This window comes from Promicromonospora sp. NPDC019610 (genome assembly GCF_044389365.1).
Taxonomy (GTDB): Bacteria; Actinomycetota; Actinomycetes; order Actinomycetales; family Cellulomonadaceae; genus Promicromonospora.
In genome coordinates this window covers 1,389,295-1,403,290 of record NZ_JBIRXX010000001.1, presented here as the reverse complement: position 1 = coordinate 1,403,290, position 13,996 = coordinate 1,389,295, and the positions used below count along the sequence as shown (strand labels likewise).

The following is a 13,996-nucleotide window of genomic DNA, read 5'->3' as shown; positions in this document are numbered from 1 at the left end:
CGCCGACGGCGTCAGCCGATCCGCCGCGTCGCCGCGAGGGTCCCCAGCAGCGCCAGCCCCTCGGCCGACGGCGACCCCGCGGGCGCGTGATAGACCACGAGCTCCTGCCCTGGCGCGCCCCGTACCGCGAACACGTGCACCCGCAGCTCCAGCGGCCCCACCTCGGGGTGCCGGAACCGCTTGGTGTCCAGCCGCTTGCCCCGCGCGTCGTGCCGGTCCCAGAGGGCCACGAAGTCCGGGCTCTTCACGCGCAGCTCGTCCACCACGGCCCGGATCCGGGGATCGCCGGGCAGGAGCCCGTCCGCGAGCCGGAGCCCCGCCACCGCGTTCTCCGCGACCAGGTGCCAGTCCGGGTAGAGGAGGCGCGCCCCCGGGTCCAGGAACACGGCGCGCGTCAGGTTCCGCGAGAACGGGAAGCCACCGAAGAGGGCCTCGCCCAGCGGGTTAGCGGCGAGCACGTCGTACGCCCTCCCGAGCACGAGCGCCGGGCTGGCGGGCCACGAGAGCAGGAGCTCCAGCAGGGCGGCATCCACCTCCTCCACGGGGGCGGGCGGCAGCGGGCGGGGGCTGAGGCCGGCGAGGCGGTACAGGTGCTGGCGGCCGTCGTCGTCCAGCCGCAGCACCTCCCCGAGCGAGTCGAGCACCTGCGGCGACGGGCTGACCTCGCGGCCCTGCTCGAGCCGCACGTAGTAGTCCACGCTCACGCCGGTGAGCATGGCCACCTCCTCCCGGCGCAGCCCGGCGACGCGGCGCCGTCCGTAGACGGGCAGCCCCAGCGCCTCCGGGGTGAGGCGGTCGCGCCGGCCGCGCAGGAAGTCGCCGAGCGGTGATGCGGTCATGCGCCGACGGTACGGCGGCCGCCGTCGGCCAGCCAGGGTGCGCCGCACCCAGGAGGACGGCGTCCTTCCTGGCCGCCGGGCGGCGAACCAGCCTGGAGCCATGACCACATCAACGAGCACCACCAAGGTCGTCCTCGTCACCGGCGCCAGCAGCGGCATCGGCGAGGCCACGGCCGTCCGCCTCGCCGCCGAGGGCCACGACGTCGTCCTCGCCGCCCGGCGCACCGACCGCCTGGACGCCGTCGCGGAGAAGATCCGGTCCGACGGCGGCCGGGCCGCCACCGTGCGGCTCGACGTGACCGACGCCGACGCCGTGCGCGCCGCGGTCGACAGCGTGGTCCAGGAGCGCGGCCGGATCGACGTGATCGTGAACAACGCGGGCGTCATGCCGCTGTCCCGGCTCGACGCCCTCCTGGTCCACGAGTGGGACCGGATGATCGACGTCAACGTGCGCGGCCTGCTGTACGGCATCGCCGCGGTGCTACCGCACTTCCGGCGGCAGGGCGGCGGCCACGTCGTGACCGTCGCCTCGGTCGGGGCCCACGAGGTGTACCCGACGTCGGCGGTGTACTCGGCCACGAAGTTCGCGGCGTGGGCCATCACCGAGGGCCTGCGCCTGGAGTCCGACCCGAGCATCCGGACGACCACGATCACACCGGGGACGGTCGAGAGCGAGCTCGCGGACCACATCACCGACCCCGGCGCGACCGACTACATGAAGGCCTTCCGCCGCAACCTGATCCCTGCGGACGCGATCGCCCGCGCGATCTCGTTCGCCCTGGCCCAGCCCGCCGACGTCGACGTGAACGAGATCATCGTGCGCCCGGCGGCCCAGCGCTGACAGTTCTGCCCTGGAGACTCCCCTTTGAGGCCCGGGTTTCTTCGCTTTGAGCTGGCTCAAAGCGAAGAAACCCGGGCCTCAAAGGGGATCGGGATCCGGCGGGATCCGGCGGGATCCGGCGGGATCCGGCGGATCAGCCCGCGGAGGTCACGGCCCCGTCGTCAGGTACGTCACCTGCCGCGAGCCGTTCACCGTCTCCCCCGTGTTGTTGATGACCCGCCGGATCGTGCCCACCCCGCCCAGCGACACCGTCACCATGTTGTGGAACCGCACCCCCGACCGCACCGGCACCTCGAAGGCCCGCGCGTTCGCCACCGCCGGGTTGACGTTGAAGAACGCGTAGCTGCCGAGCCCCCAGGCCTGGTGGTCGGTCACGGCGTCGCCCACCTTGTACGCCGCCCAGCCCTCGGTGGAACCGTTCATGTACGCGGCCTGGTTCGGCGGGTCGTAGGGCATCTCGTTCTGGTAGAAGTACGTGCGCCCGCGCTCGCCGTTCCAGATGGTCTGGTACTGCTGGTAGTGCTCGACGAACAGGCCGTACATCGTGACGTCGTCGCCGTTGACGATCAGGCCGTTGCGGCCGGTGTTGATGGTCCAGCCCACCGTGCCGCCGTTGCCGTGGTCGGCACGCCAGATCCAGGCGTGGTCGCCGATCACGTCGTCGCTGTTGACCTCCATGCTCACCACGGCCTTGCCGGCGACCGAGCCGCCCACCCGGATGAACACGTCGGACAGCACCGTCGGGTTGGCCGCGTGGTCGGCGGACGACCCGGCCGGGCCCACCTGCAGCAGCACGTTGGAGCCGCCGGTCCCGGCGTCGAACATGATCCCGGCCAGGCGCACGCCGTCGACGTCGGCCACGCGCATGGCGTCGATGCCGCCCTGCGGCACGAACGTGGCGAGACCCAGCCCCAGCACCACGGTGTCCGCGCGGTTGACCTGGAGCGTCTGGTTGATCGGGTACGTGCCCGGCGTGACCAGCAGGTGCTTGCCGGCGGCGAGCGCCGTGTTCATGCTGGCGGCGGAGTCGCCCGGCCGCACCACGTGGAAGTCGCCGATCGGCAGGGAGCGCCCGGCCGGGCTGCCGTTGGCCCACGTGGTGCCGGTCGAGCCGGACCGGACGGCCGGCACGAAGACCCGGTAGGAGCCGTTGTCGTCGACGTAGAGGTACGGCTTCTCGGCGACCTTCGGGGTGGTGGCGATGGTCGTGTACGGCGGGTTCGGGAAGCTGTTCGACGGCGTCCCGGTGCTGCCCACGAACACCTGGTTCCAGTTGGACCCGGTCCAGCTCCCCATGGCGGAGTTCCGGGTGAGGAACTGCTGCTGGGTGCCGGAGTTGATCTGGCCGTCGATCTTCGAGTCGGCGATGAAGCCACCGGACGACCAGCCGCCGTCGGACAGGGCGAGGCCGCCGCGCAGGTGCATGCGCCGGTAGGGCGCCGCCTGGGAGACGGACCAGCGGTCGTTGCCGTCGGCGGGCGTCACGGACAGGCCCTCGGCGGAGCGCCAGAAGTTCTGCGTGGCGTTCTGCGAGCCGTCCGGCCACCAGTCGGCCTCGACGTGCACGTGGCCGTTGATGTTCACGTCGTCGGGCACGAGGCCGAGGCCCGCGACCTGCGTGAAGAAGCCGACGTTGGCGTCGACGTCGTAGGAGCCCGGGTAGAACAGGAGCGCCTGGCGCTGGGTGCCGAACTGGTTGGTCTCCTGGGCGTCGAAGACGCTGTTCAGCTTGGCCTGGACCGCAGAGTCGGACATGGACGTGTCGAAGACGGCCACGTTCGGGCCGAGGTCCGGGTTGGCCGGGTCCGGCAGGACCGGGTCGGGGTTCGGCTGCGGCACGGAGCCTCCGTTGTGCGTCCACTTCTGGTTGGCGGCGCCCGTGCAGGTCCAGAGCTGCACCTTGGTCCCGTTCGCCGTCGCGCCGCCCGTGACGTCCAGGCACTTGTTCGCGGCCTGGTTGACCAGGTCGCCCGCCGCGGTCAGGGTCCACCGCTGGCTCGCGAGCGAGGAGTAGCAGTCCCAGAGGTGGACGACGGCGCCGTTCGCCGTCGAGCCGTCCGCGACGTCGAGGCACTTGCCGCGCCCGCGCACGGAACCGTCGTCGGCGAAGGTCCAGGTCTGGTTGGCGTTGTTCGCCGTGCAGTCCCAGACCTGCGGCCGGTTGCCGTTCGCCGTGGACCCGTCGGTCACGTCGAGGCACCGGCCGCTGCCCGAGCCGACGATCGTGCCCGTGGAGGCGGCGACCGCGCCGGGCGACGCGACCACCCCCAGCAGGCCAGCGAGCAGGACGGCGCTCAGCGCGCCGACCACCTTCCGAACACGTGACATGGCAGCCTCCGGCAGGGTAGGGCGCCGCATCGTCGCGGCGGCCCCTCACCCTACCGATCCACTTACTAACCTGTCAGTAGGTAAAACCCCGTATCAGCGCCGCCGGGGCAGGGGCCTGGGCTCGTCCGGGTCCGCGCCCTCCAGGCCCGCCGGGACCGCCGCGGCCGGGGCCATGGCGGCGGCCAGCTCGCTCTCGTCGGCCGTCGCGCGGCAGTAGACCCGCTTGCCGGTGCCCTCGCACAGCTCGTGCAGGCCGGCGGCGAAGGCGTGCAGGTCCTCGGGCTCGGCGCGGCGGAACCGCCGGGAGAGCGACCAGTGCCGGACGACGTCGTCGAGCGTGGTGGGTCGCACCATGCCGAACAGCGTGACCAGGTGGTTGGACAGCCGGATCAGCAGCCGGGCACCGTCCGGGCTCTCGGCCACGAGCTGGGCGCTGCGCAGGCCGTCGTCGCCGGTGGGGCCGCCGAGCAGCCGCTCCAGCTGGCCCAGCACGGAAGCAGGATCGACCACGTGGGATGCCACGGCCCCGTCGATCTCGCCGCCGTCGATGGTCAGGGCAGCCGTCTCGTCGTCCGGGGCTGCGAAATACTCGAACCTCATGCGCGCATCTTTCCGCATGTCAGGGGGTGCTCGGTGCCATTCTTCACGCGCGACGTCACACGAACCGGTCCGGGTTCATGAAGCCCACGTCGCCAAAGGTCTGCTCGCCGACGGCGATCTGCGCCAGCAGCTCGCCCACGCCCGCGACGTGCTTGAACCCGTGGCCGCTGTCGCCGCCCGCCATGACCAGGCGCGGGTCGCCGCCGGGCCGGCCGACGAGGAACTGCTCGTCCGGCGAGTTGGTGATCATGCACGGGATCGCCTTGACCGGGACGGGGTCCACCTGCGGGAACGCCGCCGCGACCGTCTCGGCCAGGCGGTCGACGTCGGTGCGCGGGTGGATGTACCGGTCGAGCTCGTCGGGGTCGGTGTCGTCGTGCCCGTGGTCGCTCAGCCCGATCTTGATGTGGAAGCCGTCGCCGCTGCCGTGGCCCCACAGCCCGCGCCCGTCGGCGAGCTCGTAGATGAACGACGGGAACGCCGACAGGTCGAACGGCTGGGTGGCGCCCGCCTGCGGCGCGAACCAGAACAGCGGCGTGCGGCGCGGCCGCAGCGGCAGGTCGGGCAGGAGCTTCGCGTTCCAGGCCCCGGCGGCCACGACGGCCTGCCCGGCCTCGAACACGGCGGTCGGCGTGGTCACGCGCACGCCCCCGTCCACGAGCTCGACCGCCGTCACGCGCGTGCCCGGGTACACCTGGGCGCCGGCCTCGACGGCCGCCCGGACCTGCGCGCGGACGTTGCGCTCCGGGAAGCACAGGCCGCCCTCGGGGTCGAGCACGGCGACCGTCTCGTCGTCGTACGCGGCGTACTGCGGGTACCGGCGGACCAGCTCGTCGTGCGACAGGCGGTCCAGCTCGACGCCGGCCGCGGCGGCCGCCGCCATGGTGCCCTGGATCACGTGCGAGCCCGGCGCGCCCACGTTCAGGCAGCCGGTCTGTTCCACGTACGACTCGCCGTAGCGCTCCCCCAGCTCGGTCCACAGGTCCAGCGACCGGCGGGCCACCGCGGCGAGCCCAGGGTGCTCCATGCAGGCGACCCGGAACAGCCGGGTCACGCCGTGCGAGGAGCCCAGGTTGTGGCCGACGTCGAAGCGGTCGATGCCGGCGACGGACACGCCGCGCTCGGCGAGCCGCCACAGCGCGGCGCTGCCGAACCCGCCCAGCCCGACCACGACGACGTCCGAGGTAATGGTGTTCACCCCTGCACGCTAACCCGCGGCCGGACGAGGCAGGACCGCCCGCCCGGTCGTCGAGACCAGGTCACCGGTCGCCCGGGGGCAGGCCGTACGCGCGGCGCGCCGTGCCGTGCCAGATGGCGTCCTGCTCGGCGGGCGTCAGCCCGGCCAGGAGGTCCGTGAGCGTGTCGACCCACCGGTCGTAGCGGGCGGCCAGGAGGCTGACCGGCCAGTCGGAGCCGAACATGAGGCGTTCCGGCCCGAGGGCGGCCAGCGCGTGGTCGACGGCGGGCCGCAGCCCGTCCACCGACCAGTGCGCCCACGACGCCTCGGTGACCAGGCCGGACAGCTTGGCCGTCACGTTCGGCGCCGCCGCGATCGCGTCGATCGCCGTCGCCCAGTCCGCGAGGTCGCCCGTCGTCGTGGGGTCGTCGCCGGCGAGCGGCGGCTTGCCCAGGTGGTCCAGCACGAACGGCACGTCGGGCACCTCGCGCACCAGCCGCGCGACGGCGGGGAGCTGCTCGTGCCGGGTGACCAGGTCGACCACGAGGCCGGCGTCCGCGACCGCCCGCAGGCCCCGCCGCAGGTCCGCGCCGTCGAGGTAGCCGGGGTCGCGCTCCGCCTGGACCATCGACCGGACGCCGACCAGGTGCGCTCCCCCGGAGCCCGACCGCAGCCGCGCGACGGCGTCCGCGACGCCGGGGTCGGCGAGGTCCACCCAGCCGACGACGCCCCGGACCACCGGCGTGCGCGCCGCGAGGTCCAGGAGGTCCGCCGTCTCGGCCTCGACCGGGACGGACTGGACCACGACGGTCCCCGTCACGCCCTGGCCCGCGAGCGCCCGGTCCAGGTCGTCCGGCGTGAAGTCGGCGTCGATGGCGCCCATCGTGCCGGGGTCGATCCAGGGCTGCGGCGTCCGCGAGCGGACCCAGAGGTGGTGGTGGGCGTCGATCTTCTCGGGCACGGCCTTGTGCGTCATGGCGTCATCCTGCCCTGCCCCGGTCGTGCTCCGGCGGTGCCGGTCTCAGCTCCGGCGGCGGGACCCCCGGACCATCCCGACGCCCACGGCCACCAGCACCCCTGCGGCCAGCGCCACCGCGCCGACGGTCGCGCCGGTCGCGGCCAGGTCGCCCGGCTCGGCCGGATCGGGATCCGGGTCGGCCGACGGACCGGTGCCGGGCGCCGGGCTCGGCGCCTGCGTGGCGTTCGTGAGCACGAAGTCGAGCCCCGTGACCTCCTCGTCCACGACCTCGAAGGCGATGCTGTCCTCGCCGTCGACCACGTACCCCTGGCCGGGGTGCACGACGGCGGTGTACGAGCCCGGCGGCAGCTCCGTGACCCACGCGCCCTCGGTGTCCGTGGTCGCGGTACCAGCCCGCGCGCCGTCCGCGTCGGTCACGGTGACCGTGGTGTCGGGGACGGGCGCGCCCTCGGTGTGGGTGACCGTCCCGCCGGCCGGCAGCTCCTGCACCTCGGCGGACCCGTCGACCAGCGCGAAGTTCTCCTCCAGCAGGTCCTCGCCGGCGCGGGTCAGGGTCACGGACCGCTCGGTGACGTCGGCCGTGTAACCCTCCGGCACCACGAGGGTGATCGTGTAGTCGCCCGGCGGCAGGTCGCCCACGAAGTACCCGCCCACGTCGTCCGTGACCAGCGTGACGGGGCCGTCCGGGCCGGTCACCGTGACGGTCGCGCCGGCCACGGGCTCCCCCGCGTCGTCGGTCACGGTGCCGCCGACCGCCCCCGGGTGCGACAGGCCGAAGTCGACGTCGGTCACGTCGTCCGCGCCGACCGTGACGTCCCGGCTGTCCGGGCCGTCGGCCCGGTACCCGTCGGGCACGGCGACGCTCACCGTGTGGTCGCCCGCCGGTACGCCCTCGAAGAGGTAGGTGCCGTCGGCGCCCGTCGTCGTGCTGACCGGGCCGTCCGGGCCCTCCCGCGTGACGACGACCCCCGCCACGGGCTCGCCGCCGACGGTCACCGTGCCGGAGAGCGACGCGGGCGCCGTCACGACGAAGTCGTTGCCCGTGCTGGGGTCCTCCTGGCCGACGTCGACCGTGATGTCGTCGGGCATCGTCGCGACGGTGAAGCCCTCGGGCACGTCGCTCAGCGTGAACGTGTACTGCCGGGGCCGGTCGTTCGCGGCGTCCCAGCCGACGTGGTCGATCAGGTACTCGCCCGTGGAGCCGGTCACGGCCGTGAGCGGCGCGCCGCCGCCGACCGGCATGAGGGTGACCGTCGCGCCCGGAACGGGCGTGCCGTCGTCGGTCAGGACCGTGCCGCTGACGGCCACGGGGACGACGTCGCGCGCGGCGAGGTCGACGCCGGTGGCGTCCTCGTCCGTCAGGTCCACGTCCGTGACCAGCCGGTCGCCGAACGGCACGAGGCCGAACGGGTGCTCGCGGTCCGCCTCCGGCAGGGTGGTCAGCTCCACGCTGTACCCCGCCGCGGCCGTGTAGCCGGGGAAGGCGTACTGGCCGCTCTCGTCCGAGGTGGTCGTGGCGAGCTCGGCGCCGTCCGGGCCGAACAGCGTGAGGGTCGCCCCGCCCAGCACGCCCTGGGGCGCACCGGTGTCGTCGACCAGGTTGACCGTGCCGAAGATGTCCCGCGCCAGGGAGGCGAACCACGTCTGGTACACGGGGAAACCGCTGCGCTGGAAGAACTCGATGGTCAGGGTCTTGATCGGCGTCGTGGGCCGGAACCAGCCCGCGGCGCCCGAGGTGTCGGCGGCGGCCGGGTTGCCGATCAGCTCGCCGGTGGCCGGGTCCCACGCCGGCACGTCGGCCGGGTCCCCCGTGCACGACGGTCCCCCGGGGACCGGGCAGTAGTTGAAGCCGTCCTGGAAGCCCAGCTCGGCGCCGGCGAGCTGCCGGCCGTCGGCGCCGAGCGCCGTGACGACCGCGCGGTCCGCGTCGATGTCGCCGAGCACGAACGCCCAGCCGCTCGCCGGGGTCGGACGCTCGAACGTGTAGGTGGTGGTCGACGGCGACGTGGGCCGGTCGGCCTGCGGGCGCAGGTTGAGGTACTGCTGGTCCCGGCTCGACCCGTAGACCGCGCCGGGCGGCGTGGCCGCGCTCAGCCAGGACGACGCCCCGGAGATGACGCCGACGCCGCCGCGCGAGTCGGAGGTCACGGTCGCCTCCGGGAACCCCGCGGCCGGGAGCCGGACGCTCGTCGACCAGTCGCCGGCCGAGCCGGTCAACGGCTCCCACTCGGCCCATCCCGCGGTGGTCTCCGCCGACGCCGACATCGTCGGAATGACTGCGCCGATCGCGACCAGAACCGCCGTCGCGAGCGCGCCCAAGCCCCCTGCAGTGCGCTTCACGGTCGACACATTATGAGACAACCGGTCTCACCGCGCGAGGAAGGATGCGCACGCATCGGGTTCCGGGAGGAATCAGGCGCCGAACTCCCGGGCGCGCAGCCGGGCCAGGTGCGCGTGCACCAGCGGGAGCACCGAGGCGCCCTCCCCGCTCGCCGAGGCGACCCGCTTCATGGAACCGGCGCGCACGTCGCCGACCGCGAAGACGCCGGGCACCGTGGTCTCCAGGCTCGCGGGCGGCTGGCCGTCGACCCAGGCCTCGCGCGGCACGTCCCGGCCCGTCAGCACGAACCCGCGCTCGTCGAGCGCCACGCCCTCGGGCAGCCACGTGCAGTCCGGCTCCGCGCCCAGCAGGCAGAACAGCCCGTCGGCGGAGGTCTTGGTGGACTCGCCCGTGTCCAGGTCCTCCAGCCGCAGCCACTGCAGCCAGCCCTCGCCGCCGCCGTCGGCCACGACGGTGCGCGTGCGCACCTGGATGGTCGGCGTCGCCTCGATCTCGCGGACCAGGTAGTCCGACATGGTCTCGGCGAGGCTCGCGCGGCGCACCAGGATGGTCACCCCACCCGCGAACTTGGCGAGGTGGACGGCGGCCTGACCCGCGGAGTTGCCGCCCCCGACCACGTAGACGTCGCGGTCCTGCAGCTCGCGCGCCATCGACGTGGCCGCGCCGTAGTACACGCCCGCGCCCACCAGGTCCTCGACCCCGGGCACGCCCAGCCGCCGGTAGCTCACCCCGGTCGCGAGCACCACGGTCCGGGCGCAGAGCTGCGCACCGCGGACGTGCACGTGCTGGTGCTCCGGCTCGTTCGGCGGCCCCGGCTCGATCCGGGCCGCGGGGCGTCCGGTGAAGAAGCGCGCGCCGAACCGGCTGGCCTGGATGCGGGACCGCTGGGCGAGCCGCATGCCCGAGATGCCACGCGGGAACCCGAGATAGTTGCGGATCATCGAGCTCGACCCGGCCTGGCCGCCGATCGCGTCCCGTTCGAGCACGACCGTGGCCAGCCCCTCGGACGCCGCGTAGACGGCCGTGGCCAGCCCCGCGGGGCCGGCGCCGACGATCGCGACGTCGGCGATCACGCCGTCGGGGATCGAGTCGAAGCCGCCGTAGATCGCCTCGGTGACGGCCGCCGGGGTCGCCGCGGCCAGGGCCTGGCCGCGGAACGTGCTGACCACGGGCAGCTCGGCGCCCGGGCCGGCGGCCTCGAGGATCGCCTCGGCCTCCTCGTCGTCCGGCGTGAGCGAACGGTACGGGAAGCCGAGGCGCTCCAGGAGGTCCCGGATGGCCGCCGCGTTGCGGTCGCCAGGCTCGGCCACCAGGTCCGTCACCGTCACGACGGGCCGGCCCACCGACCAGCCCCACTCGGAGAGCAGCTCGATCAGCGCGGTGTGGAACTCCTCGTCGCGCGGCCCGCGCGGGAGGATGACGTACGTGTCGAGGTCGCGGCGCGTCATCGCGTCCCGCAGCTCGTCCAGGCTGTCGTTGAAGTACTCGAACGGGACCAGCGACACGCGCCGCGCGGTGGCGACGACGGAGGGGAGCTGGTGCAGCAGCTCGATCGCGGTGCCGTCCGCCAGGTGGTGCTCGGAGGCGACCATCGCGACCTGCTCGCCCTCGCCGACGAGCGCCCGCGCCCGGTCCAGGCATGCGGCCACGCCGTGGGTCAGCTCGATCCGGTAGTCGCGGTCATACCGGGCGCGGAACTCCTGCTCGACGACGTCGGCGTGGTCGCCGCCCGCCAGCAGGATGACTGGCCTGTCGTCCATGGCGCCCAGCGTAGACGCCGGCCGGCCCTGCGTGGACCGCGTGGAGGCGACGCCGTGGGCACCGACCGGCCCGGCACGCGCCGGGCCGGTCGGCACCCCTCAGGTCAGCAGCGCTTCGCGCCCGACGCGACCGCGAGGCCGGTCACCGACGTCGCCGTGGACTTGAAGACCACGGTGCGGCCCTCACCCGCCTCGGCGAACATCTGCGCCCCCGGGCTGCACGAGGCGTCGCCCACGTAGGCCCCGTCCAGCGTGTACTGCTTCAGGCGCGGCATGAGCGCGTCCGTCGGCATCGTGGCGGACTGCCACGCCTCCTTCGAGGCGTCCTCGGTCACCGTCAGCGTCGTGTCGGACGCCGTCAGCACCCAGGCCCGCTTCGCCGTGGACCCGTTCTCGTCGAAGAGCAGCCGGCTGCGGCCCGTGGCGAACGAGTACGCCCGCACCGAGTTGTGCCAGGCGCCCTGCTCGGTGTACCCGGGGTCGCGGTCGGTCACCCAGTAGGCACCCTTCGTGGTGAGCGAGGGGTAGCTGACGCTCTCGGCTCCGTTGTCCAGGCCGGCCACGACGGTCCGGCCGGTGCGGGTGTCGAACACCTCGACGCCGAGCGCCCAGTCCCAGCTCCCGTCCTCGTGCTCGAACACCTCGTACCGCACGTACCCGATCCGGCCCGCCTGCACGACCGGCGCGGTCGCGGGGCCGAACCAGTCGTGCTCCAGCGTGTGCACCCGTGTGGAGCTGCCCGTCAGGTAGCGGACCTCGTCCATCCAGGTGTCGGCGTTCGTCTCCGACCACGAGGTGACGCCGGCGTCCATGCCCAGCCCCGTCACGCGGTTCGCCGTCCGGTGCAGCACCTTCGGGTACCCGCCGGTCAGCGGCGCGGACATGATCCGGTAGTCCGAGTAGTCGGCCGCCATGGACAGCCACACCACCCGCTTGCCGTCGGTCTGCGCGAAGCTGTTGACCCGCCCGTCGGCCGCGGAGACCCGCCGGGGCTCGCCCCGGCCGTCGGTCCGGCCCACCCAGATCGACGTCGGCTCCGTGCCGTCGGCGCTGGAGCGCGCCACGGCCCACCAGTCGCCGCCGGTCGACGGCTGCATGTCGGTGTACAGCCCGGTGTCGAGCCGGTCGAGGAGCAGCGACGTGCCCTTGCCCGGCAGGTTCTTCTCCCAGGCCTCGGTGACGCCGCGCGAGTCGAACGCCCGCTCGACGACCTTGAGCTGCTTGCCCTTCAGGCCGTAGGACCGCGCGGAGGCGATCACGGCGTCGCGGGCGTCCACGAAGTCGGACAGCGGCGTGAGGTACTCGGTCAGCGCCCGGTAGACGATCTTGTCGGCCAGCTCGCCGCCCAGCGCCTCGCGGACGTCCCACAGCGCGCCGGAGACGATGGTCGAGTTCAGGTGCACGCCGCCGTAGTCGAAGCGCGCGTCCGTGTCGATGAGGTGGTTGAAGTCCGCCGTCGTCATGCCGTCGTCGAGGTCCCGCAGGGCGCAGTCGACCGGGGCCGTGGTGCGGCACAGGTCGCCGCCCAGGAGGCTCGCCTCCGGGTCGCTCATCGGGATCCCGGACACGTCGACGTCGATCGCGTTGCCGAAGTAGTCGGCGATCGCCTCGTTCAGCGCGCCCTGCTGCCCGCTGTAGAGGAAGCCCGCGGTGTGCTCCACCACGCCGTGCGTCATCTCGTGGCCGACGACGTCGAGGTCGGCGGCGAGCGACTTGTACTCCGCGTCGCCGGTCCCGTAGACCATCTTGGTGCCGTCCCAGAACGCGTTCACGAACGGGCCGCCCCCGTAGGTGATACCGACGAAGGAGTCGAGCGCCATGCCGGCGTCATCCAGGCTGTCGCGCCCGTGCTCCACCTTGTAGTACTCGAACACCTGGGCCGCCGCCCAGTGCGCGTCGACCGCGCCGAGGTCGGTCAGGTCGGTGCCCAGGGTGCTCGACGGCGATCCGAAGGGCGTGATGCCCTCGGGCCACTGGCCCGCGGTGTCGTAGTAGTCGTTGTGCGTCGCGTCCCAGGTGGTGATGGGCACGGTCCGGCCGTCGGCCAGCGTGTGCGACACGTCCATCGTCAGGTAGGTGCCCGTGGCGTCCACCCGCTGCAGCCCGACGTCGACGGTGGTGCCGTCGGCCTTGGTCCCCGTGCCGGTCACCGGCGTCACGCCGTTGCCGGACGGCGGCGGCTCGGTGCCGTCGGTCGTGGCCGCGGCGGCCGCCTCCTGGTCGGCCCGCAGGGCCGCCACCTGCTGCGGGGCGGCCAGTGTGCGCAGGCGGCTGGAGCTGAGCAGCACGGCGCCGGAGGCCGCGTCGACGTACACGTCGGTGAGCACGGGCTCGCCCGTGACCGGCGCGGTACCGCGCACCAGCACGTGCCGGGCCAGGAGGCCGGTGCCCGACGGGACGACCGCGAGGCCCTGGTCCGTGCCGGTGAGGTCCGGCGTCGCCGCCGACGGCGCCGTGCCCGGCCGCACCCCGCCCGCGACGACGGCCGCGCCGCCGGTCAGGCTCTTGCGGATCCCCTCGACGGCCCGCTCGACGGCCGTGGCCGCGGGCAGGGTCTGCGCCGTCGTGTCGACGTCGAGCTCGGTGAAGTACGAGCCCGAGGTGCCCGTGACCGTGCGCTCGCCGCCCTGCTTCTCCATGCGGACCACGTACTGGCCGCCGAGCACCGGCAGCTTCTTGTACCGCTGGTCCAGCCGGACGGTCTCGCGGGTGCCCTCGCGCTGCACGTCGGCGGTGACCAGCGTGGCGTCGGGGTCGGCGATCCCGTAGCGGGACCGGTGGCCCTCGAGGTGGGTCCGCGCGGCGGCCGCCGGGGCGAGGGCGGCGTCGACGGGCTCGTCGAGCCCGTCGACGAGGCCGGGGGTCTCGGTGTCCGGCGCGGGGGCGGTCGCCGTGGTGCCCGGCACCGCGGCGGGTGCCGTGGCGGGTGCCGCGTGGGCGGCGGGGACCGCGGCCCCGAGCAGGGCGGCCGCCGCCAGCACGGCGACCGCACGGTTGGGTCTCTGGATACGCATGGGCTTCTCCTACGGCCCTCTCGGGCCGGACTGATCTGGTACCGGTCGCACCCTCGCGCCCGTCGGACGAGACAACTGTGCTGACCGACGACATACCGGACAAGGAGAAGATTGCGC

The 13,996-nt window shown here is 73.8% G+C and carries 9 protein-coding genes; 1 reads left to right on the top strand and 8 read right to left on the bottom strand.

The features are described 5' to 3' along the window. Positions 1-11: 11 nt before the first annotated feature. On the bottom strand, positions 12-839 hold the full coding sequence (locus ACH45N_RS06195) for a helix-turn-helix transcriptional regulator (RefSeq protein WP_397392161.1): 828 nt from the start codon (positions 837-839) through the stop codon (positions 12-14). 100 nt (positions 840-939) lie between these two features. Here ACH45N_RS06195 and ACH45N_RS06190 point away from each other — a divergent pair, with 100 nt between their 5' ends. Further along, a complete protein-coding gene (locus ACH45N_RS06190) occupies positions 940-1,680 on the top strand; it encodes an SDR family oxidoreductase (RefSeq protein ID WP_397392159.1) in 741 nt (246 codons plus the stop codon). 147 nt (positions 1,681-1,827) lie between these two features. Here the strand turns inward: ACH45N_RS06190 and ACH45N_RS06185 are convergent, their stop codons facing one another. The 7 genes from ACH45N_RS06185 to ACH45N_RS06155 form a co-directional block, all read right to left on the bottom strand. After that, positions 1,828-4,008, bottom strand: coding sequence for an RICIN domain-containing protein (locus ACH45N_RS06185; RefSeq protein WP_397392157.1), 2,181 nt, complete (start codon positions 4,006-4,008; stop codon positions 1,828-1,830). A 93-nt stretch (positions 4,009-4,101) separates the two neighbouring features. Continuing rightward, positions 4,102-4,608, bottom strand: coding sequence for a hypothetical protein (locus ACH45N_RS06180; protein WP_397392155.1), 507 nt, complete (start codon positions 4,606-4,608; stop codon positions 4,102-4,104). 55 nt (positions 4,609-4,663) lie between these two features. After that, positions 4,664-5,806, bottom strand: coding sequence for an N-methyl-L-tryptophan oxidase (gene solA, locus ACH45N_RS06175; protein ID WP_397392153.1), 1,143 nt, complete (start codon positions 5,804-5,806; stop codon positions 4,664-4,666). 61 nt (positions 5,807-5,867) lie between these two features. Next, positions 5,868-6,761, bottom strand: coding sequence for an amidohydrolase family protein (locus tag ACH45N_RS06170; protein WP_397392151.1), 894 nt, complete (start codon positions 6,759-6,761; stop codon positions 5,868-5,870). Positions 6,762-6,806: 45 nt separating this feature from the next. Beyond that, positions 6,807-9,104 (bottom strand): collagen binding domain-containing protein, encoded by a 2,298-nt coding sequence (locus tag ACH45N_RS06165; protein WP_397392149.1) that lies wholly within the window; start codon positions 9,102-9,104, stop codon positions 6,807-6,809. Between the two features lie 72 nt (positions 9,105-9,176). Further along, positions 9,177-10,865 (bottom strand): FAD-dependent oxidoreductase, encoded by a 1,689-nt coding sequence (locus ACH45N_RS06160; protein WP_397392147.1) that lies wholly within the window; start codon positions 10,863-10,865, stop codon positions 9,177-9,179. A gap of 104 nt (positions 10,866-10,969) precedes the next feature. After that, positions 10,970-13,879, bottom strand: coding sequence for a M4 family metallopeptidase (locus ACH45N_RS06155; protein ID WP_397392145.1), 2,910 nt, complete (start codon positions 13,877-13,879; stop codon positions 10,970-10,972). Positions 13,880-13,996 lie beyond the last annotated feature (117 nt).

Bases quoted from the DNA above. Each gene is read 5' to 3' on its own strand.
- ACH45N_RS06180 (WP_397392155.1), bottom strand. From the start codon at position 4,608: ATGAGGTTCGAGTATTTCGCAGCCCCGGACGACGAGACGGCTGCCCTG.
- ACH45N_RS06170 (WP_397392151.1), bottom strand. From the start codon at position 6,761: ATGACGCACAAGGCCGTGCCCGAGAAGATCGACGCCCACCACCACCTC.
- ACH45N_RS06195 (WP_397392161.1), bottom strand. From the start codon at position 839: ATGACCGCATCACCGCTCGGCGACTTCCTGCGCGGCCGGCGCGACCGC.
- ACH45N_RS06190 (WP_397392159.1), top strand. From the start codon at position 940: ATGACCACATCAACGAGCACCACCAAGGTCGTCCTCGTCACCGGCGCC.
- ACH45N_RS06160 (WP_397392147.1), bottom strand. From the start codon at position 10,865: ATGGACGACAGGCCAGTCATCCTGCTGGCGGGCGGCGACCACGCCGAC.
- ACH45N_RS06185 (WP_397392157.1), bottom strand. From the start codon at position 4,008: ATGTCACGTGTTCGGAAGGTGGTCGGCGCGCTGAGCGCCGTCCTGCTC.
- ACH45N_RS06155 (WP_397392145.1), bottom strand. From the start codon at position 13,879: ATGCGTATCCAGAGACCCAACCGTGCGGTCGCCGTGCTGGCGGCGGCC.